The sequence below is a fragment of the Candidatus Desulfosporosinus nitrosoreducens genome (assembly GCF_030954495.1).
Taxonomy (GTDB): Bacteria; Bacillota; Desulfitobacteriia; order Desulfitobacteriales; family Desulfitobacteriaceae; genus Desulfosporosinus; species Desulfosporosinus nitrosoreducens.
On record NZ_JAVHUW010000020.1, the window covers coordinates 1 to 20,338 of the forward strand.

The 20,338-nt window shown below is 44.9% G+C and carries 19 protein-coding genes, 1 riboswitch and 1 other annotated feature; of the genes, 17 read left to right on the top strand and 2 right to left on the bottom strand.

Features of this window, described 5'->3' with window-relative positions:
• The first annotated feature begins 76 nt into the window (after positions 1-76).
• The 3 genes from REC12_RS01430 (at position 77) to REC12_RS01440 (ending at position 3,313) form a co-directional block, all read left to right on the top strand.
• The gene (locus tag REC12_RS01430) at positions 77-604 is read left to right on the top strand and encodes a methyl-accepting chemotaxis protein (RefSeq protein WP_308891900.1); all 528 of its coding nucleotides are present in this window, start codon (positions 77-79) and stop codon (positions 602-604) included.
• A gap of 166 nt (positions 605-770) precedes the next feature.
• Positions 771-857: riboswitch (cyclic di-GMP riboswitch) on the top strand.
• Between the two features lie 182 nt (positions 858-1,039).
• The gene (locus REC12_RS01435) at positions 1,040-2,188 is read left to right on the top strand and encodes a methyl-accepting chemotaxis protein (protein ID WP_308891845.1); all 1,149 of its coding nucleotides are present in this window, start codon (positions 1,040-1,042) and stop codon (positions 2,186-2,188) included.
• Between the two features lie 264 nt (positions 2,189-2,452).
• A complete protein-coding gene (locus tag REC12_RS01440; protein WP_308891846.1) occupies positions 2,453-3,313 on the top strand; it encodes a YitT family protein in 861 nt (286 codons plus the stop codon).
• A gap of 267 nt (positions 3,314-3,580) precedes the next feature.
• Here REC12_RS01440 and REC12_RS01445 read toward each other — a convergent pair whose 3' ends face one another.
• Entirely contained in the window at positions 3,581-4,924 is a 1,344-nt protein-coding gene (locus tag REC12_RS01445; protein WP_308891847.1) for an Nramp family divalent metal transporter, read from the bottom strand.
• A 238-nt stretch (positions 4,925-5,162) separates the two neighbouring features.
• Between REC12_RS01445 and REC12_RS01450 the strand changes: the two genes are divergently transcribed.
• The 12 genes from REC12_RS01450 (at position 5,163) to holA (ending at position 18,220) form a co-directional block, all read left to right on the top strand.
• Positions 5,163-5,597, top strand: a complete 435-nt coding sequence (locus REC12_RS01450) for a metal-dependent transcriptional regulator (protein WP_308891848.1) — start codon at positions 5,163-5,165, stop codon at positions 5,595-5,597.
• Between the two features lie 506 nt (positions 5,598-6,103).
• Complete coding sequence (locus tag REC12_RS01455) at positions 6,104-6,811, top strand: transglycosylase domain-containing protein (RefSeq protein WP_308891850.1); 708 nt, start codon at positions 6,104-6,106, stop codon at positions 6,809-6,811.
• 41 nt (positions 6,812-6,852) lie between these two features.
• Positions 6,853-7,482 carry a nicotinate-nucleotide adenylyltransferase gene (gene nadD, locus REC12_RS01460; RefSeq protein ID WP_308891851.1) on the top strand — a complete coding sequence of 210 codons (630 nt, stop codon included), beginning with the start codon at positions 6,853-6,855 and terminating at the stop codon, positions 7,480-7,482.
• An 87-nt stretch (positions 7,483-7,569) separates the two neighbouring features.
• Positions 7,570-7,818, top strand: coding sequence for an RNA recognition motif domain-containing protein (locus REC12_RS01465; protein ID WP_308891852.1), 249 nt, complete (start codon positions 7,570-7,572; stop codon positions 7,816-7,818).
• 192 nt (positions 7,819-8,010) lie between these two features.
• On the top strand, positions 8,011-8,592 hold the full coding sequence (gene yqeK, locus REC12_RS01470) for a bis(5'-nucleosyl)-tetraphosphatase (symmetrical) YqeK (protein ID WP_308891854.1): 582 nt from the start codon (positions 8,011-8,013) through the stop codon (positions 8,590-8,592).
• On the top strand, positions 8,582-8,938 hold the full coding sequence (rsfS, locus tag REC12_RS01475) for a ribosome silencing factor (protein ID WP_308891855.1): 357 nt from the start codon (positions 8,582-8,584) through the stop codon (positions 8,936-8,938). The genes yqeK and rsfS overlap by 11 nt, the downstream gene beginning before the upstream one ends.
• A 106-nt stretch (positions 8,939-9,044) precedes the next feature.
• Positions 9,045-9,246 (top strand) — a binding site (T-box leader).
• 209 nt (positions 9,247-9,455) lie between these two features.
• Entirely contained in the window at positions 9,456-11,960 is a 2,505-nt protein-coding gene (gene leuS, locus REC12_RS01480; protein WP_308891857.1) for a leucine--tRNA ligase, read from the top strand.
• 265 nt (positions 11,961-12,225) lie between these two features.
• The gene (locus REC12_RS01485; RefSeq protein ID WP_308891858.1) at positions 12,226-13,551 is read left to right on the top strand and encodes a PhoH family protein; all 1,326 of its coding nucleotides are present in this window, start codon (positions 12,226-12,228) and stop codon (positions 13,549-13,551) included.
• 35 nt (positions 13,552-13,586) lie between these two features.
• A complete protein-coding gene (locus tag REC12_RS01490; protein ID WP_308891860.1) occupies positions 13,587-13,754 on the top strand; it encodes a hypothetical protein in 168 nt (55 codons plus the stop codon).
• A gap of 79 nt (positions 13,755-13,833) precedes the next feature.
• Entirely contained in the window at positions 13,834-14,490 is a 657-nt protein-coding gene (locus REC12_RS01495; RefSeq protein ID WP_308891861.1) for a ComEA family DNA-binding protein, read from the top strand.
• Positions 14,487-17,015, top strand: coding sequence for a ComEC/Rec2 family competence protein (locus tag REC12_RS01500; protein WP_308891862.1), 2,529 nt, complete (start codon positions 14,487-14,489; stop codon positions 17,013-17,015). Before REC12_RS01495 ends, REC12_RS01500 begins: the two co-directional genes overlap by 4 nt.
• A 200-nt stretch (positions 17,016-17,215) precedes the next feature.
• Positions 17,216-18,220, top strand: coding sequence for a DNA polymerase III subunit delta (gene holA / locus REC12_RS01505; protein ID WP_308891863.1), 1,005 nt, complete (start codon positions 17,216-17,218; stop codon positions 18,218-18,220).
• A gap of 70 nt (positions 18,221-18,290) precedes the next feature.
• Here holA and rpsT read toward each other — a convergent pair whose 3' ends face one another.
• Positions 18,291-18,563, bottom strand: a complete 273-nt coding sequence (gene rpsT, locus REC12_RS01510; protein WP_308891864.1) for a 30S ribosomal protein S20 — start codon at positions 18,561-18,563, stop codon at positions 18,291-18,293.
• A gap of 187 nt (positions 18,564-18,750) precedes the next feature.
• Here rpsT and REC12_RS01515 point away from each other — a divergent pair, with 187 nt between their 5' ends.
• Both REC12_RS01515 and spoIIP read left to right on the top strand, forming a co-directional pair.
• On the top strand, positions 18,751-19,080 hold the full coding sequence (locus tag REC12_RS01515) for a phage holin family protein (RefSeq protein WP_308891865.1): 330 nt from the start codon (positions 18,751-18,753) through the stop codon (positions 19,078-19,080).
• Positions 19,081-19,191: 111 nt separating this feature from the next.
• Entirely contained in the window at positions 19,192-20,298 is a 1,107-nt protein-coding gene (gene spoIIP, locus REC12_RS01520) for a stage II sporulation protein P (RefSeq protein WP_308891866.1), read from the top strand.
• Positions 20,299-20,338 lie beyond the last annotated feature (40 nt).

Here is a 20,338-nt window from a genome sequence, read left to right on the forward strand (position 1 = left end):
CTTGACAGCCGAAGCTTTTTTTATATTAGGCAGACACTCCGAAGAGATTGTACAAATTGTGGATGTAATCTAGGCGATTGCCGATCAGACTAATTTGTTGGCCATAAATGCGGTGATTGAGGCGGCACTGTCAGTAGAGCAGGGAAAGGTCTTCGCTTTGGTCGCCGAAGAAGTGCGCAAGCTGGCAGAACAATCATCGGTTTCGACGGCTCAAATTGCCACCCTGATTGGCAATATTCAGCATGGGATGGAACAAACTGTGAGTGTCATGGAGGCAGGAAAGAACGAAGTCAGCGCCGGTGTGGAAGCCGTAAATTTGGCGGGGAAATCCTTTAAAACCATTGCGGAAGAGGTTAATAGAGTAGCCGAGCAGATTCAGCAGGTCACGGATGCCACCCAGGAAATGGCGTCCGGGACTGCTCACGTGGTAAAATCCGTGGAGGGCATCGGCCTTATAGCTCAACAAAATGCCGAGGGCTCAGAGGAGGTTTCGGCGGCTTCGGAGGAACAAGCGGCGGCGATGGTATCTGTGAGCCAATCAGCCGATGCTTTGGCCAGACTTGAAGAAGATTTAGCTCTTCTGGTTAGTAAATTTAAAGTCTGAGCAAAGTATTAATGAACTTTAAGCAGATAACGTATTTTCCAAGCATAACATTGGGTGACTGAAATAATTCTTACAGTTTATTTTACATAAATTGTAAGAATTATTCATTATGTTTTTATTATTGAAATAAATAACAAATAATGTTAGAATTATTAAAACAATTGAGATAGGAAAAAAGCAAACTTACCGAAAAGTAAGGACGCAAAGCCAGGAGTCTAAGGTGTAGCTACACTACGATAGTCCGGCTGCCAAAGTAAAAAGCCTTAAAAGTGATGGTTTTAAAGCTGCGGCCGTAATGTCGCAGCTTTTATAGTCTGAGATTAAGGAGGTGAATTTTGTTGTATTCCTCTCAATTTGTCAGTTTTATCTGTTATTAAAGGGCTTGAATTCAAAGGTTGAAGTATTAATGAAGTAGCTCGAATAGGAGAGGTTTTTATGATAGCGTTAGCGGGTATTGAGTCTTGTAAGTCATTGGCTGAATTTTTAGCAGATTTGATTCCTGGCGGGGTCGTGTTTGGTTTAGTGGAAAAAGATACATTTACATGGGTAAAAGCATCTAAGTCGTTTACAATAGATATTTTCCGGATTGGCAATAAATTGGACGGCGACACCACAACTATGCAAGCAATACGTGAAAAAAGGGTTTTAACCAAAAATATTCCCCGTAAAGTCTATGGCAAGAGGGTATCAATCGTTTCAGTTCCTGTGGTCGATGAGGATGGCAGTGCTGTAGGCGCTTTTTCCATAGCTTTTCCTAAATTGCACCCTGTAGCGGCTGCCTTCGGAGATTTTGCCCCGATTTTAGTCGAAATGTTTCCTGAAGGGTCCTATATTTATATGTCTGATTTGCACAAAATTGCTTATGCACAGTCTTCCAAGAAATTTGACATGCCGTCAATTTCCGTCGGCTATGAATTGAGTGAAGCGGACATTGCCCATCGGGTTATTAGATCTAAAAAACCGATTAGTGAAGAGATAGATGCGGCAAAATACGGCTTGCCTCTCAATATATCAAATTATCCGCTGTTTGATGAAGATAGTGAAGAGATTGTGGCAACACTGGGAATTGTAACGCCAAAGCAAACGGCCGCTACTTTGCGCCAGATGTCCAATAATTTGGAGGACAGCTTAACTGGTATTGCCGCGGCAATAGAAGAATTATCGGCATCAGCCACGGAAATATACTCTAATGAAGGGGCTTTGAATTCAGATATAAAGGAGATTCTCAGTATATCCGAAGAGATAAATGAAGTGTCAGCCTTCATAAAAGAAATTGCCGATGAGACGAAAATGCTTGGCTTAAATGCCGCTATTGAAGCCGCAAGGGCCGGTGATGCCGGTCGAGGATTTGGTGTCGTGGCGGAAGAAATCAGGAAACTTTCTGCTCAATCCAAAAGCACAGTTCCTAGGATTAAGCAACTGACAGACACCATAAAAGGTAAGGTCAATGAGGTAAGTGAAAAAAGCAACAGGTCTTTGGATGCCAGTCAGGGACAAGCGGCTGCCACGCAAGAAATTACGGCAAGTATTGAAGAAATCACTTCAATGACTGAAGAACTAAGCAATATTGCCAAGACCTTATAGTGCTTGAGCTTTAAACAAAGGCATAATTATAATTATTCGGTTATTCATAACAGTTATTTGCCCTAAATAACGTAGCGCTGCTTGCTTTAAATTTAACTACAAACTAATGTATAGCTAGTAAATATCACCTTATCCTTATTTATTCTAGGAATACTATCATTTATCCTTTATAATAAAGCTTGATTATATTTGGGCATTTATGTATAATTTGGATCACCCAGGTTTTTAAAACTGGTATCTAAATAGAAAGATAGGGGGAATTGCATGACACGAAAAAGAAACAGATTTGTTTTACTGCTTAAAAAGTACGTTTTTTTGTTTATTGGAGCCGTATTGGCCGCAGTTGGTTTGGAGATATTTATTGTTCCCAATGAAATCGTTGATGGAGGGATCACGGGAATCTCTATCATGGCCAGTCACTTGACAAAGCTGCCTTTGGGAGCCTTTATTTTCACTCTCAATATTCCTTTTCTCGTTTTAGGTTATTACCAGATAGGAAAGACATTTGTTTTTTCTACCTTGTTTTCAATCACAACTCTCTCAATAGGGGTTAGTATTTTACAGCCTGTGCCAGGATTAACGAATGATATGTTACTGGCCGCGGTATTCGGCGGTATCATCCTCGGCATTGGAGTAGGCTTGGTCGTCCGCTATGGTGGTTCTATGGACGGAACGGAAATTGTGGCAATTGTCATCTCCAAACAAAGTGGTTTTTCTGTTGGTGAGGTTGTAATGTTTTTTAACATCTTCATCTTGAGCAGTGCCGGTTTGCTATTTGGCTGGAATCGGGCAATGTATTCACTGATAGCCTATTTTATTGCCTTCAAAGTTATTGATTTAACGATTCAAGGCTTAGACGAATCGAAAGCAGTCATGATTGTTTCCGAAAAACCGGATGAAATTTCGGAAGCACTTCAAGCTCGTTTAGGCAGAGGAGTCACTTTTCTGGAAGGCAGGGGTGGGTATTCCGGAGAAGCAAAAGGCGTATTATATTCTGTGATTACCCGTTTAGAGATCGCTAAATTAAAAGCAATTATTGATGAAATAGATGAAGATGCTTTTGTGACGATCCATGATGTTCACGATGTAATTGGCGGAAAAGTAAGGAAAAAGGCGATACACTAGCTGTATCTCAGATATGTAATGATGCTCAAAAGTCTACTGCTTTCCCCAAACTATTTCAGGAGAATGAGTAGAGGAATAATTCGCTTTTTACAAATGTAAAACATAGGTTCGGCTGGCTGGTCATGACTTTCTTTTTGTCTTAGGGAAGCTTCATGTTCATTTTTGCAGAAAGACCTAATTCTAATAAATAAAAGCTGGAAGCACGCGAATAGTCATAGATACGCTGTTGCTTCCAGCTTTATATTGTCTATTTCAGGTTCCGCTTAATTACCCAACGAAGGGCATTTTTCCGCCTAATGTTTGATAGATCAGCAAAAGGTTAAGAAACAGGATGACTATCGCACAAAGGATGGATGAAATAGTTATCCAGCGTTTATTAACCAGGACGCCCATAATATCTTTGCGTTTTGTGAAGTAAATTAGTGTAATAATTGGAAGGGGTAAGACGATGCTTAAGACTACTTGACTGATGACTAAGGTCATGGTGGGATTAACCCCTAAGGCTATAATAGCTAGGGTCGGCAGCATGGTAACAATACGTCTTACCCAAACCGGAATAGAAAAACCAACGAATCCCTGCATGATGACTTGACCGGCCATCGTGCCGACCACCGAACTGGAAATGCCTGAGAAAAGCAGAGAAATCAAGAAAACGCTAGCTGCTGCCGAGCCTAGGATTGGAGTTAATGTCATGTAAGCGGATTGAATGTCTGCAACACTGCTATGTCCTGTTGTATGGAACGCCGCTGCAGCCATATACATCATGGCAAGATTAATCAATCCGGCAAAACCTAAGGCAATAAATACTTCTTTCGTATTAAATTTCTGAAGTTTAAGTTTATCATTGTCACTGTGAGGTATGACCCTGTTCTGAGTCAAGCCCGAATGCAAGTAGATGGCGTGGGGCATTACGGTTGCTCCAACAACCCCAACTGCGAGCATGATGCTGTCTCCGTTCCCCAGCCAGGGTACCACACTATGATAAGCGACCTGGGCAAAGTCTGGATGAGAAAGAAACGTTTCCAGCAGATAGCATGCCCCAATTAAGAGTGAAAAGGCTGCAATGAATTTTTCCAAAGGCCGGAAGCCAAAGCGGTCCAGCATAAGAATGAGGTAGGTAGCCAAACCGGTTAAAATTGCGGCATAAAGCATTGGGATGCCAAACAATAAATTTAGCGCCAGAGAGGCCCCTAAAAATTCCGCAAGATCAGTTGCCATGGCAGCTAATTCAGAAATCCCCCACATGGTAAAGGAAGTCCATCTGGAAAAGTGTTCCCTGCAGAGCTCCGGTAAATTCTTACCCGTGGCAATCCCCAGTTTGGCGGACATGTTTTGTAGGAGCATCGCCATCACATTGGCAAGTACGGCCACCCACAACATATTGTAGCCAAATTCAGAACCGCTTGAAATATTCGTGGCAAAATTTCCTGGGTCCATGTAAGCGATGGAAGCAATGAAAGCAGGCCCCAAAAACGGGAGCAATGCCCGTATTCCCTTGCGTTTGCCTGAGATGGCAGCACGACAGGCCTCTACGGTTTTGTTCGTGTTTAAATTTATAGGTATTGAGACGTTAGGGGCAACATTTTGATGGATATTCAGCCCATCACTCATTTTAGTTTCCTCCCTTTATTTAATAGCGACAGCTGCGCTCGTTATTCTAAAAACTATAAATTTTGATATACTGGAAAATTAAATGCGGCGTTAATGCAAATCTTAGTCTGGCCAGCTGTCAAGATAGACAATGAACCGAATATAATAGGAGTGAATAGGTTTAACGATTAGATAAACATCGTTTCCCTTAGGGCAACGGCTTTTATTTGGGGCGCATTTAAAGAAGGGAGCGCGTAAATTGCTTACACCCAGCTTGGAGGATTACTTAGAGGAAATTTACCGGTTTTCTTTGTCATTGGGTTCTGTGCGGGTAACGGATCTTAGTAATAGGCTTAATGTTGCTTTGCCGTCAGTAACCAAAGCTCTCTATAAATTGCGAGATGAAAGCTATATAAACTACGAGCGGTATGGTGAGATCAAACTAACGGACAAAGGGAAAAAACTCGGCAATTATTTGGTAACGAGAAACCAATTGCTGCAGGAGTTTCTTGACCTAATATGTAGCAAATGCGATTTTGCTGCTGAGGCCGAAGCTATGGAACATTATCTGTCGACTGCAACGATCGATGCCATTAAAACATTTGTTGAATTTATGAAGACCAACCCGGCATGGAAACAAGCCTTTAACGACTTTATAAAATTTAAAGATCAGGAGAGTTGTTATCAGGAATAGAGTGCCTAAAGTAATTGCGAAAGGATTTCTGAAACTTGCTGGGTTAGCCGAAACTAACTTCATAGTGTAATTCTGAAATTAGAATACGTAAGAAAATGAAAAATGCTACGAATACCTTGATGGGAAAATAATCCAGATTTGAAGAGCTCAAAAAAAGAATCAAGCCGGAACATCAATGCTAAAATGTTCCGGCTTGATTCATGGCGTACTATTAATGCTTATTGTTAAGAGAATGGATGTTAATAACCAATTTGGATCATCAGGTGAATAAAGCAATCCTGTTATGCCGTCGGCAATTTGCCTTTCGTTTGGTTATAAACCTTTATTTTGCATTAAAAAATCTGATGTTTCACAGATTCCCGATTATGACGAATATTATACTGCTGCTGGCACGGTTAAAGTCAGCTCCTTTTGTTAAAAATTAGAATGTAAAAGGACTTAGAATCTCCAGGACCTAAAATAGTAGGAAACATCCGCTGCAAACGGAGGATTTCGTGAGGCGCATCATGAAAAGATCGGTCAAATTCCTCATATTAATGGTTATAACTTTATACATTGGTTGGTTTGGAATGAAGTATTATTTTACTCATATGAATAGAATTGCCGATTTGGTGAGGAATGACGTAGCTGCTCAAATACATAGTCATAATAGCAGGTTTCTTAAGTATAATGAGATTCCCGTGCTGTATCGGAATGCTGTGGTAGCAACAGAGGACCGCAGTTTTTTTACTAACAGAGGAATAGATTTTACAGGAACCTTGCGGGCGGTATTTGTAGACGTCGCCAGCGGACAGTCCCGTCAAGGCGGATCTACGATTACGCAACAATTGGTCCATAACACACTTTTAAGCAAGGAGACAAAATCATTATTATGGAAAATAGAGGAGACTTTTTATGCCATTGGGCTTTACGATACGATGAATAAACAAGAAACTTTTGAGCTTTATGCTAATATTATTTATTTTGGGCACGGAGCTCAAGGGTTGTACCAAGCATCTCAGACTTATTTCGAAAAAAGCCCTTCAGAGCTGAATGCCGGAGAACTAGCGATGCTGGCAGGTCTTCCTAATGCACCTGGTGTTTATGATCCCTACAAAAACTTAACACTTGCTCGCGAACGGCAAGATTTGGTCGTTCAAAGTATGGTTAACGACGGGGTAATTAATGAATTTCAAGCAGAACAAGTTATGAAGCAACCAATTATGTTAAAATAAGAACTGGCTGATTCAAATGCAACCTAAGGAGTAATAATAAGGTGAAAATAGGAAAATTAGGCATTATGGGAGGCACTTTTGATCCTATTCATTATGGGCATTTAGTTGCTGCAGAAATGGCGCGCAGTGAATTTAATCTAAGTAAGGTATTATTTATCCCGACAGGGATACCGCCTCATAAAAACCGCAGTGATATTTCCGCCGGTGAATTGCGTTTGGAGATGGTTAAACGCGCTATTCAAGATAACCCGGATTTTACCTGTTCTGCTTTGGAAATTGAGAGACAGGGCCCTTCTTATACTGTTGATACTTTGCGTATTTTAAGCCGTGACTGGCCTGAGCATGAGCTGTTTTTTATTACGGGAACGGATGCTCTCCGCGAAATCTTTTCTTGGCGCGAAGCGGAGGAAATATTAACTTTGATTCAATTTATTGGTGCAGCGCGTCCCGGGTTTGATGCCAGTGATTTTTTAGAGCAGGTTCAACAAGAACATCCGGATAGTTTGGAGAAGATTCATTATTTGGAGGTTCCGGCTTTAGCAATTTCCTCAACGGATATCCGCTATCGAGTTAAGCATTGCCAACCTATCCGCTATCTATTACCTGAACCTGTTCGATTATTTATTCAAGAACATAATTTGTATCGTTCCAGTGCAAAAAGCAAAATGTAGCAAGTTTTATCAAGCCTTGGGTCGCATACTCTGGCAGGATTTGACCATACTAAAAATGAATCAAACTCAAAGAGGTGAAGATTAGTTATGACAACACTTTATGTCGGAAATCTCCCGTGGAATACTACAGCGGATGAACTCGGGGAATTCTTTGGCAGCTACGGTCGTGTGGAAAGCAGCCGGATTATAACCGACCGTGAGACAGGCCGCTCCAGGGGATTCGGCTTTATCGAGGTTGGAGAAGAAGATGCGGCACGTATGGCGGCTGAGCTAAATGGCAAAGATTTTGGTGGAAGACCATTAACGGTGAATGAAGCTAAACCAAAACAAGTGTAATATCCTGCGGACTGGAAGGGAGCCCCTCTGACAAGCTTGTGGGACTCCCTTCAGCTATTGTGATGCGGAAAGCTTTTCCTCTCTCTTGTCTGGAAGATCTTTGCTAAAAATTTTGCAGTTAATGTTTTTAATTGATAAAATGTGAGATAATGCGAGAAATAGATAATTAGTGTTTTAAGGGGGAGCAGGAAAATGGAATTGCGGGTTGAAGAGGTGATGAGTCTGGCGACGCATATGCTTTCCGCACCGAGATTGGAACATACGTTAGGTGTTGCCGATTATGCTGAAAAATTAGCCAAGCGGCATGGTGTTGATCCGGTCAAAGCGCGTTGTGCAGGACTGGCCCATGATTTAGCGAAGGAACTGCCGGTTAAAGAGCAATTAGGTTTAGCCCGGCTCTGGAATTTATTCGAATATCCGGAAGATGAACATTATCCCTATGTCTTACACGGACGTCTTTCAGCTTACTGGCTGGAGCATTATTTTAGAGTCGATGATAAAGACCTGCTGGCAGCCATTGCCAGTCATACTTTAGGCAGACCGGGAATGTCTCGTTTAGAGATGTTGATTTATAGCGCTGATTTGACAGAACCTACCCGTACTTTTCCCGAAGTAGACAAGTTGCGACAATCCTTGTATGATGATCTAGACAGAGGTACGTTAGACTGCATTGAAGGCACTTTGCTATATCTAAGAGATAGTAATCATCCCATTCATCCTTTAACGCAACTAGCTTATGATGATTTTAAAAGGAGGCTAACTTTTGGAACTTGATCAAAAAATGCTTACTGAGGTTATTCATATTGTCGAAGATAAAAAAGGTGGCGACATTACCTTACTGGATTTGCAAGGCATCTCTATGGTGACGGATTACTGTTTAATTGTGACTGGAAATTCAACAACCCAGGTGAAAGCTATCACGAATCATTTGGAGGAGAAATTACCTGAAGTCGGTATTCCGGTTTTACATATTGAAGGATTGCCGGACGCCAAATGGGTACTTATGGATTGCAGCGGAGATTTGGTAATTCATGTAATGACCCCGGACCAGCGGGAATTCTATCAATTGGAACGCCTTTGGAAGGATGCTCAGGTTATTTCATTTGCCGGCTTAAGCTAACGGATTTAAAGGATCAGGCAAGTGGAACGCATTGTTTGTAATAAAGAACGCTTTTATATTAAAATTAAAATGAAGAGATAAACTACTAAAATCAGAGCTATTATACAGTAAAGTCATGATAGGGAGTAGTACTGAAGAATCTTAGGAAGAGAGTCGGCGGTTGGTGCAAGCCGTTTTGCAAGGGACTTTAGGAACTCGCCCTGGAGCTATGTTCAGGTTGCAATGGACATCGGTGCGAGCCGTTAAAATCGTTAAAACGCCAGTAGAAATTTGGGTGGTATCACGGGAGCAAACCTCTCGTCCCTTGGGACGGGGGGATTTTTGGTACTGTCAGGAAGTATAACCTTTGGTTGCATACTTTCTTCCAGCGTAAAGGCAACGAGGCGGCCGTCAAGTTTCCTTCGTGCTGTTATATATCACTTTTCATAACTTCCTAAAGTGATAACCAGAGAGTGGAAGTTTGTATAGAGAGACAGACAAAAGGTGAGTTTTTCTTGATTATAAGGGGGAAAGGTCAGTGCAAGAGAAGTATTCGTTTACAGAGATTGAACCAAAGTGGCAGAAGAAATGGATAGAAGAAAAATCTTATAAAACTGAAGAAAATTCCAGTAAGCCAAAATATTATGCTTTGGCTATGTTTCCTTATCCGTCCGGAGATTTGCATATGGGACATGTGCGAAACTATTCTATTGCAGATGTTATTGCTCGTTTTAAGCGGATGCAGGGATTTAATGTTCTGCACCCAATCGGTTGGGATTCTTTCGGCCTGCCCGCGGAAAATGCGGCGATTAAACATCAGACGCCCCCGGCGGATTGGACCTGGAAAAATATTTCAAATATGCAGCGCCAGCTTAAAGGGATGGGACTTTCCTATGATTGGGATCGGGAAGTGGCGACTTGCCATCCCGGTTATTACAAGTGGACACAGTGGATGTTTTTAGAGTTCTATAAACACGGGTTAGTTTATAAGAAAAAGGCCGCTGTTAACTGGTGCCCGTCTTGCAGTACAGTTTTAGCGAATGAGCAAGTCGTGGACGGAGCATGCGAACGCTGTGATACTCTTGTGACCAAGAAAAACCTGGAACAGTGGTTTTTTAAAATTACAGACTATGCTGAGACGTTGCTGAGAGACTTGGATGAACTGCCGGGTTGGCCTGAAAAGGTAAAAACGATGCAGCGGAATTGGGTTGGCCGCTCGGAAGGGGCCGAAGTTAAATTTTCCTTGGAAGAGCGCCCGGAAAAGATCTCGGTCTACACCACCCGAGTTGATACGCTTTTTGGAGTAAGCTATGTCGTTTTAGCCCCGGAACATCCTCTCGTACTGGAATTAGTACGAGGGACAGAGTATGAGGCAGATGTACGGGCTTTCATTGAAAAAATGAATGGGCTTAATGAAATTGCCCGTACTTCGACGGAAGCTGAAAAGGAAGGCTTGTTCATAGGAGCTTACTGTCTTAACCCTTTAAGCGGGAAAAAACTGCCGATTTGGATCGCTAATTATGTTTTGCTGGAATATGGAACCGGTGCGGTCATGGGGGTTCCGGCGCACGACGAGCGGGACTTTGAGTTTGCGACGAAATATAATTTGGAGATTAATACGGTCATTGTACCTTTTGAGAGCTTGCCTGAGGAGAAAGACCAGCCGCTCAAAGCAGCTTATACAAATGCGGGCGTTTTAGTGAATTCAGGTTCTTTTGACGGACTGGACAGTGAGGAAGGCTGGGAAAGAATCGCAGACGAAGTGGAGCGCCGCGGTGTGGGAGAGCGCAAGGTCAATTTCCGTTTGCGCGATTGGCTTATTTCCCGGCAACGTTATTGGGGAGCGCCTATTCCTATGGTTTATTGCGAAGCTTGCGGTACGGTGCCCGTCCCGGAAGAGCAGCTGCCTGTAATGCTTCCTGCGGATGTCGTGTTTAAATCCGGAGAAAATCCTTTAACCACTTCACGCTCCTTTATGGAAACAACCTGTCCGAAGTGTGGCGGGGCCGCTCGGCGAGAAACGGATACTATGGACACTTTTGCCTGTTCTTCATGGTATTTCCTCAGATATACAGATCCCCGCAATACGGAAGAGCCTTTTACTAAATCCGCGGCGGATCAGTGGATGAATGTTGACCAGTATGTCGGCGGGGTTGAACATGCTATCCTGCACCTGCTGTACGCACGCTTTTTTACCAAAGCGCTGCGGGACTTTGGCTATTTGAAAGCGAATGAACCTTTTCAGAATTTATTGACCCAAGGTATGGTCTGTATGGACGGCTCCAAAATGTCCAAGTCTAAGGGAAACATCGTCAGCCCTGAGGCAATTATCGGGAAATATGGAGCTGATACGGCAAGGCTGTTTATTCTTTTTGCAGCTCCGCCGGAAAGAGACCTGGAGTGGAGTGATCAGGGAGTTGAAGGTTGTTATCGTTTCCTTAACCGTGTCTGGCGCTTGGTTGTCCAGTACGAGCCTCTTATCAAGGAGACAAGGAAGCTTGCTGCGGACGGATCTGAGCAGGAAAGAGCATGGAAGGACTTAGACTCGGCAGGGAAGGAAATGCGCCGTCAAACTCATATAGCGATTCAAAGAGTGACCCAGGATGTGGGGACGCGTTATAATTTCAACACGGCGATCAGTACAATTATGGAATGGGTAAACGCACTGTATCTTTACAAAGAACAACCGAATGCCGACGCTTTAGTCGGCAGAGAGGCGGTCGAGGGGATTCTGATACTTTTGGCTCCGTTTGCTCCGCATATTACGGAGGAGCTTTGGCAGGAAATCGGGCATACGGACAGTATTCATGAACAGATCTGGCCGAAAGTGGACGAAACAGCACTTGTTCAGGATGAAGTGACGGTTGTGCTTCAAGTGAATGGAAAGGTACGTGATCGGATTCAAGTCGCCGCTGAAATTTCCGCGGCTGAGCTGGAGAAGATTGTCGTTTCCCAGCCGAAGGTTCTGGAATGGACACAGGGAAAGAACATTGTTAAGGTGATTACCGTTCCGGGAAAATTGGTGAATTTGGTAGTGAAGTAGGGGGACTTGGGTCAGGATGACGTTAAAGTATAAATTATAGATTGCTTGGGAGACGGCACATTTCATGTGTGCCGTCTTGTTTTGGGGATTGTCATGCTCATAAGGGCATGGCTTTTTTTGTTGAGACTTGTCAGGTTGGTTATGGTTAGTTCGTTATGAAAATATAGTTTAAGTAGGATTGGTATGGCTATCCCAGGTTGCAGAGAAGAAAATTGGAAGGTCATGGAATATAATATTAAAAGAGCGGCAAAAGGAAGTGTTATTTTTGCAAAAAGTCTATGTGCTCGATTCCAGCGTGTTGCTGCATGATCCTAAGGCAGTCTTTCAGTTCCAGGATAATGACGTTATTATTCCTTTTGTGGTTTTGGAGGAAATAGAAAGTAAGAAACGTCTTCAAGATAATGTTGGTCAAGCGGCGCGGGAGGCAATTCGAAACCTTGACAAACTGCGGAATAACGGGCAGCTTTCACAAGGCGTTAATTTGCCCGGCGGCGGTAAAATGCGCATTGAGCTCAATCATTACTCCAAGGGAATCCTGCCTGTTAATTCGGATATGAGTATGGGGGACAACCGAATTTTGGCGGTTTCTTTAAGTCTGGCACGTGAAGAAGAACGGACGGTGATATTAGTCACTAAAGATATTGCCATGCGAGTTAAAGCGGATGCTTTGGGGATCTTGACGGAGGACTACTACAATGACAAAGTAAGTTTGCCTGAGATCAAGGATGAGATTTTAACGTTGAAGCTTGAAGACGACGAGGTGGCTCAGCTTTATCAGCAAAACGCCATTGATTGGAGGGAATCATTGCCTCCCAATAACTGTTTTAGAACGGTCTTGAGTGACCATTGTGTTCTTCCTCTTGTTTCGTCGCCTGATGGGCATAAATTAATTTATTGCCTGGGGCAGGGCCGGGCTTCCTGGGATATTCGGCCCAAAAATATCGAACAATCCTGGGCCTTGGAAATGCTTCACAATCCGGAGATTAAGCTGGTTAATCTAATGGGGCCGGCAGGCACGGGAAAGACCCTCCTGGCCTTAGCCAGCGGCTTAGAACAGACGGTTCACGATGAACTATATTTACGAATGCTTTGCGCGCGCCCGATTATTCCTTTTGGCAAGGACATTGGCTTTCTTCCCGGAGAAAAGGAACAAAAAGTACGCCCGTATATGCAGCCTATTTATGATAATCTGGAATATTTGTTAAGAGCCCGCAAAGAGAAGGACCGTGAGAGAAGCGGCGAGTCGATCGTAGAGAGCGCTATTGATCTGCTTGTTAAGAAAAAGCAATTAGAAATTGAGGTTCTCACCTATATACGGGGGCGCAGCATTCCCCATCGATACCTGATAATTGATGAAGCGCAGAATCTTACAGCTCACGAAGTTAAGACGATAATAACCCGTGCCGGAGAAGGAACTAAAATTGTTCTTTGCGGGGATACGGACCAGATTGATCACCCCTATCTGGATAAAGAAAGCAATGGTCTGGCGTATATTGCTTCCCGGCTTAAAGGGCAATCTTTCTATGGGCAAGTTCGCTTGATCCATGGAGAGCGGAGTGACCTTGCGACGCGGGCGGCAAATTTGTTGTAGGCGGAAGAGCGGACGTCGCCGGTTGCCCGGCTGCCATGGCAGTCGCGAACAGCCGGCGGACGGTCAAGATAGCTGAGTGTTTTCGGACGTTCCTTGAAATTACCTTATCCGACAGGATTAACGATATTTCACAGCAGGAAAAGGTGAGAATGAAACGAAATCAAGATAACAGCAGAACAGCGGCTTGGGATAGCGAAGGTTGAATAACGGCAGGATAATCTGACGATTGGTTTCCGCAAATTAGTCTTGAAAAGAGCGGTAAGGATATGGGGGTATCTGCGTATGGACCGTAAGCTGCGCTATGTATGGTGGTTTGTTTTGGTTGGACTTGTGGTTTTTGCCATATGGAAGCTCTTTTTACCGCATGGTTCCAATGCTTACCTGCAAAAGACTGCCGTAAGCCGGGAAATTGTAGTTTACGTTGCCGGAGCGGTGGAGTCGCCCGGGCTTGTTCATTTACCCTTGGATGCCCGTTTAGACGATGCTTTGAAGCAGATACACCCTTTAGCCGAGGCTAATTTAGAGAGCATGAATCCTGCCGAAAAACTCAAAGACGGGCAAAAAGTTACCGTCCCTTACAAGCCTCTTCCCACCGCCTCAGGGACTCTGTCTGCCGAAAACCAGACGCCGGGAGTTGGCAGTGGCTCCGGGAATAATTCCGGTTCGGCAAATGGAGCGAATCCCGCTACGGCCGGCATTGCTTCATTAAGTGCCGGAAGCGTTAATCCCGTATCCGCTGAGGGAAAGATCAACATAAATACCGCCGGGCCGGCTGACTTGGACAAGCTTCCTGGTGTTGGGCCGTCGCTGGCAGGACGGATAATTCAATACCGGACAGAGCATGGACCCTTTGCTCAACCTGAAGATCTGAAAAATGTAGCAGGCATTGGAGCCAAAACCTATGAAAAGATGGCTGCGCAAGTGACGGTAGGCCCATGAAAGATCCCTGGATCGGACGCTCAGCCTCTCTATTGGGCGGAGGGCTTTGCGGAGCCTTTTTGCCGGAACAACTGCGCGTATGGGTGTTGGGTGTTCTTTTTTTATTAGGGGTACGCTTGCTTTTTTGGCGGCCCCGTGACTTCTTCGGCAAGGTATACCGGCCGGAGATCTTACTGCTGAGCGCGAGTTTTCTGTTGGGTTTTATGTATGGAGCCTTTGCGGAGGGTGCGTTGCCGGAACCGCTCACCTTGGACAACGTTGAGATCAGCGGTGTTTTAAAGGATTGGAACCCGGGAGCTGATAAAAGTTTAGGAATCCTGATGGTTGAGGATGCGGATAGGAAAGATGATGGTCAGAGTAAAACTGGTTATGATCCGCAAGAGCTTGAACGTGAGTTGAAGGGCCAGACCTACCGTTTAACCGTTTATGCCAATAAATTGGGCCAGATTCCCGGTGAGTGGCAAAGGGTTCAGCCTGGGGATCATCTGCGCTTTTCAGCACGCTTGGAGAGACCCAAGCCGGTGGGCACGCCAGGCGCTTTTGATCTGCGTTTGTACAATGGCGTGAGAGGGCTGAGCGGAAATCTGACTGTCAAGGGAGATGCTGAATTTCTTTTAGTTGGCCGGCCAAGCCTGACGTGGAAAATCCGCCAGAAGGTGCGGTCTCGTTTGGCGGCCTGGGACCCGCAAGAAACAGGAGTATTGGAAGGAATTCTCTTTGGTGATTCAAGCCGCATTCCGGATGAAGTTCAGGAACGCTACAAGGTGACAGGAGTACTTCACGTTTTTGCGGCTTCAGGGTCGAATGTTGCTTTTGTCATGGCTCTAGCCTGGATGGTTTTGGTCTTTACGCCGAAACCTGCTCGGATAGGCGGTTCAATCCTGGCGTTGTTTTTCTACGCAGTATTGTGCGGAGGAAGTGCTCCGGTTGTTCGGGCTACGGTTTTAGGGGTTGCCCTTCTCTTGGGCCGCCTTGGCCGGGGACAAGTGTCTGCGCTGCGTTGGTTGTTTCTGGCGGGGACAGGACTTTTTATCCTCAATCCTTTGATCATTCGGGACCTTGGCTTTCAGCTCTCCTTTAGTGCTGCTTGGGGACTGGTCGTGTTAACACCCTTAATTTTGCAAAAGGCCTGGCTGGGACGGCTGCCGGTGTTTTTACGCTATCCCCTGGCGAGCACGATGGCTGCTCAGCTGGCCACTCTCCCGCTTTTAATCACAGCCTTTCACCGCTTGTCCCTCATCGGCTTAATCGTCAATGTATTTATTCTCTTCATTTTAGGAAGTGTACTTGAGGTAGGGCTGATTGGAGTCATTTCATCCTTTTCCTGGTGGTTGTGTGCGCCGTTTTTCCAGGCAAGTTTATGGCTTTTGACAGCGACGAACGAGATATTAAAGGTCCTGGCCGGTTGCCCTTACGCAGATGTTTGGGTTATTAACCCGGGTTGGCTTTTTGAGATAGTTTGGTATGGAGGAATAGGTATCATTGTGTGGGGAAAAGAACGACTGCTTTTCCTCACAAAAGTGAGGCTTCTCTATTTAAAGAGGCGCTTAGAGGCTCTTGCTCCGGGGATAGCGCTGGGGATTGGCGGTGCTCTCCCGCGTCTCAATAATGAGGAGAATCCGCGTCATGATTTATGTGGCCTAAACCATTGGTATTGGCGCTTGAGTTGTGTCTTAGTCCTTGTCTTGTTACTTTGGAGCCCGTGGAATTCTCCGGCCGAGTTGGAAGTGGATTTGATTGATGTCGGACAAGGGGATGCGATTTTAATCCGTACTCCCCAAAAACACGCCATATTGCTTGACGCCGGACCGCGCAATGAACAGTTTGATGCCGGAGAGCGCATCGTCCTGCCCTATTTGCTGCAAACAGGTATAGGCCATCTGGATGCGGCTCTGATTACTCACGAACACCAGGACCACATTGGGGGAATCCGGGCGGTAGTCGGCAATATTCCTACGGATTGGATCGGAGTGCCTGATGTAGGGGAACGCTTAGATAGCGAAGAGTGGAAAGCAGGTCTTCCTGTGGGCTTAACCAGTAATTCTCCAGAGCTAAAAACTTTGCGGACAGGAGATCGGATCGAGCTGGATTCCGGGGCGTGGCTGGATGTCTTAGGGCCCCAGCAAGTGTTGCACGACACTCACTCGGACCCTAATAACAATTCTTTGGTGATGAAATTAAATTATTTGGGACAGAATGTATTTCTGACAGCGGATATGGAGCAGGAGGAAATGGAAGAGCTGGCCGCGGCGGAGGTGGATTTGGAAACCGATGTTTTTAAGGAGCCTCACCACGGGAGCCGGTTTTCTCTTGACAAACCTTGGCTGGATAGTATACATCCCCGCGCCGTTTTAATCTCTGTGGGCAAAAATACCTTCGGCCATCCTGCCCCGGAGGTTTTGCAATATTGGGAAGATCGTCACATACCTGTTTACCGCACGGATGAGCAGGGCACTATCAAGGTTTTGTTAAGAGAAGGAGATATGGAAATTATAGCGGGCAGGCCGGACACTCCACGCAGATAATTTATTTAAAGTTACATTATTATGTATAAAAAGGAAATATTGGGCAACACTAGCAAGGAACATCTCTTTTCTCCTCCTCTTTCTTTGCCCCTTCACGGTCCGATGATCGTGGAGGGCTTTTTTTATTTCAAGATTCTCTGGCAGTATAATCTGGCTTTTTTTAGATGCCTCTATTAAAATGAGCAAAGGGGGTGGATTTAATGCGTGAAGTCGAACAAATTAAGAAAGATGTGGCCAAGGGTAAAATTCCACCCGTTTATTTATGGTATGGAGAGGATCGTTTTCTAATTCAGGAAGCCTATCAAGTTCTTAAATCCTATTATACTTTGATAGATCCTTCGGGAAGCGGGATTGAGCGGGTCTCGGCCAAGGATTTCTCTCCAGCCGAAATCTGTGAGTCAGCCAACTCCATGTCTTTCTTTGCCAGCCGGTTGGTGGTTGTTGAAGACGTAACTTATTTCCAGGATGGTCAAGCGGCGGATCTGGAACCTTTTCTGGAATATCTGGAAAAACCCAATCCTTCAACTTGTCTTTTATTTATTGCGGAAAACGTGCACAAAGGACGAAAGTTTTACAAAGCCCTCGACCGGTCAGGGGAGATTCTGGAATTTCGTTCTCCGAAACGACAGCAGGAATGGATCGAGTGGGTTCAGGCAGAGGCTAAAACCCATGGCAAAATAATGAGTCCTCAGGCTGCGGCTCAATTTATTGAATGGACAGGACATCAGACGGGCGTTTTAAGCCAGGAATTAGACAAACTTGATATTTTTACAGGAGAACGCAAAACGATAAGAGAGGAAGATTTTCAAGAGATTACTCCGCGTACCATTGAGGCCACTGTTTTCCAGCTTTTGGACGCTGTAGCTAATCGATCTGCCAAGCAGGCCATTAAGGCCCTGCATGAAGTGCTGCGCAAAGAGCATCCCTTGAGGGTATTGACCCTGTTGGTCCGTCAAGTTCGCTTGCTTCTGGGCTGCAATGCTTTGCGGGAACGGGGCGGGAATAGCGCTGAAGTTCCTTCTTCCTTGGGAATTTCACCTTATGAAGCTCAAAAGGTTTGGCAGCAATCCCTCCGCTTATCGACAAAGCAATTGTCCCAAGCGCTTCATGAATGCTTAAAGACAGAATTGGCCTTAAAAACCGGCGGCGGGGATGCGGGACTATTGCTGGAGATTATGATTGCTAAATTTTGCCGGAAAGAATAATTGGCGCAAGCTAACTATTTGAGAATGCAAAAAGAGAGCAGCCTATTTGGCGCTCTCTTTTCAGCACTTTTTAACCCACTTGTGAAAACTGCTTACTATATCTTTTAGTAAGGCGGGATTTCTTGCGAGCTGCTAAGTTCTTATGAATCAAACCCTTGGAGGAGGCTTTATCCAAAGCACGAGTAGCCTTTTTCAAAGCGAGTGCTGCAGTCTCTGAATCTGTGCTGATTGACTCTTCAAAACGGCGAATGCTCGTCCGTAAAGCAGATTTTGCAGCAGCATTCTTAATCATGCGAGCTTTTCCCAACTCGACTCTTTTGATGGCAGATTTAATGTTTGGCACTAATAGTCACCCCCTTTGGTTTCGATATCCTCAGTTGTACACAAACTACATTTTAACATTATGGTTTATAATTATCAAGGAAAATAAGGTTTTTAATGATATAAATAAATTTCGTGTTTTTAGCTAAAACTAAGCTCGTACTTTAGGACTGCTTTAGAAAAAAGTGAGAAGAATAGGAGGTCTTTAAATGTTAGGAGCGATTGTTCGATTTATCGTATCCGCTTTAGTTTTGTTATTAGTGAGCTATATTGTTCCGGGTCTCCGAGTAGCAGGCTTTACGGGTGCCCTCATTGCCGCTGTAGTCATAGCCGTTTTGGGATACTTGGTTGAATTGGCCTTTGGCAACAAGATATCCCGGATGGGTCGGGGCTCCATCGGATTTGTCACTGCGGCTGTGGTGATTTATTTAAGCCAGTTTATTGTACCAGGCTCTATTTCAGTTTCAATAATCGGTGCTCTGCTGGCCTCTCTGGTCATTGGGATAGTCGATAGTTTCGTGCCTACGACGCTCCGTTAGGCGGCTGACATAATACTCTGTTCGCTGGAAAGGCCTGAAACATTAATTTTTTGGTTCTAGGCCGGGCTTGTCTCTCATACTCCTTCAATAGGAGAAAGGGGGACAAGTTTTTTGTTGGAGGAAGATTTTTATGAGTATCGGCGCCAAAAAACCCGGCTTTGGAAATTCAGAGAATGGGGAAGAGGACTCTTTTTGCTGTTGGTAAGCTGTCTTGTTCTTCTAAGCTTTATATACGCCATTAAGAGTGAAACTTCCGCCCAGTTAGTTCGTTTTTTAACTCAGCAATCGTTTCCCTTTGAGTCGGTCCTGATGGAAGGGATTCCGGGATACTCTCAGCCTGAACGGGCGCGTTTAGCTGAGGTAAGGAGCCAAAGCGCGGCACTGGGCATGTTCTTGTTAACGGGCGTGAATGTGGCAGATCCCCGGACGTTTTTCCTCAGCTATTTTGCTCCGCCGCCCGAAGGACCGGTTTGGCTGGGATGGGCCTATAATCCCAATGATCCGGAGTTTGAAGGCCCTATTCTTGAGCCAATTGAAACGGTGCCAAAGCCCGAGCCAAAGCCAGGAGAGAATGCGGCGGCAGCTCCACCGGCAGCGCCCGCACCGGTTTCGGGGTCCAAAGAGGTTCTGGTGGGAATTTATAACACGCATAATAGTGAGTGTTATACGGGGGATGGAGGACCGGAACGAAAAACGGGAGAAAATGGTGATGTTGTGACTGTTGCCGAGACCCTGAAAAACGCTCTTGAGCAAAACGGAATCGGTGCTGTTCACTCGCTGCAGATCCACGATGCGGAACAATTCATGACAGCCTATTCCAGGTCGGTCAATACGGCTACTAAAATGCTTCAAGATAACCCATCGATCAAGATTTTGCTCGATGTCCACAGAGATGGCTTCCCTCCGGGGGTTCCGAAAGCAACGGCTATGGTTAATGGCAAACAGGTCAGCAACGTGTTGGTGATTATTGGCAAGAAAAATCCCCATTGGCAAAAAAATGAGGCTTTAGCCAAAGAGCTGATTGCGCTGGGTGAAAAGAAATATCCCGGTCTTTTCGATACCAATATTAGTTATGCCGCTGATGCCCGTTATAACCAGCACTTGTCGGACGGAGGATTATTGCTGGAATTTGGCAGTCAGCTCAACACTTTGGAAGAGGCTAACGGAGCAGCCGTAGCGGTGGCTGAGATTATAGCCGATTGGCTAAAATCTCAATGAGCTCGTACCGGCCAAGTTTTCTTTCTCGCTTTTATACCGA

Bases quoted from the DNA above. Each gene is read 5' to 3' on its own strand.
- REC12_RS01435 (WP_308891845.1), top strand. From the start codon at position 1,040: ATGATAGCGTTAGCGGGTATTGAGTCTTGTAAGTCATTGGCTGAATTT.
- REC12_RS01440 (WP_308891846.1), top strand. From the start codon at position 2,453: ATGACACGAAAAAGAAACAGATTTGTTTTACTGCTTAAAAAGTACGTT.
- REC12_RS01445 (WP_308891847.1), bottom strand. From the start codon at position 4,924: ATGAGTGATGGGCTGAATATCCATCAAAATGTTGCCCCTAACGTCTCA.
- REC12_RS01455 (WP_308891850.1), top strand. From the start codon at position 6,104: ATGAAAAGATCGGTCAAATTCCTCATATTAATGGTTATAACTTTATAC.
- REC12_RS01465 (WP_308891852.1), top strand. From the start codon at position 7,570: ATGACAACACTTTATGTCGGAAATCTCCCGTGGAATACTACAGCGGAT.
- yqeK (WP_308891854.1), top strand. From the start codon at position 8,011: ATGGAATTGCGGGTTGAAGAGGTGATGAGTCTGGCGACGCATATGCTT.
- REC12_RS01490 (WP_308891860.1), top strand. From the start codon at position 13,587: ATGGCAGTCGCGAACAGCCGGCGGACGGTCAAGATAGCTGAGTGTTTT.
- REC12_RS01495 (WP_308891861.1), top strand. From the start codon at position 13,834: ATGGACCGTAAGCTGCGCTATGTATGGTGGTTTGTTTTGGTTGGACTT.
- REC12_RS01500 (WP_308891862.1), top strand. From the start codon at position 14,487: ATGAAAGATCCCTGGATCGGACGCTCAGCCTCTCTATTGGGCGGAGGG.
- holA (WP_308891863.1), top strand. From the start codon at position 17,216: ATGCGTGAAGTCGAACAAATTAAGAAAGATGTGGCCAAGGGTAAAATT.
- REC12_RS01515 (WP_308891865.1), top strand. From the start codon at position 18,751: ATGTTAGGAGCGATTGTTCGATTTATCGTATCCGCTTTAGTTTTGTTA.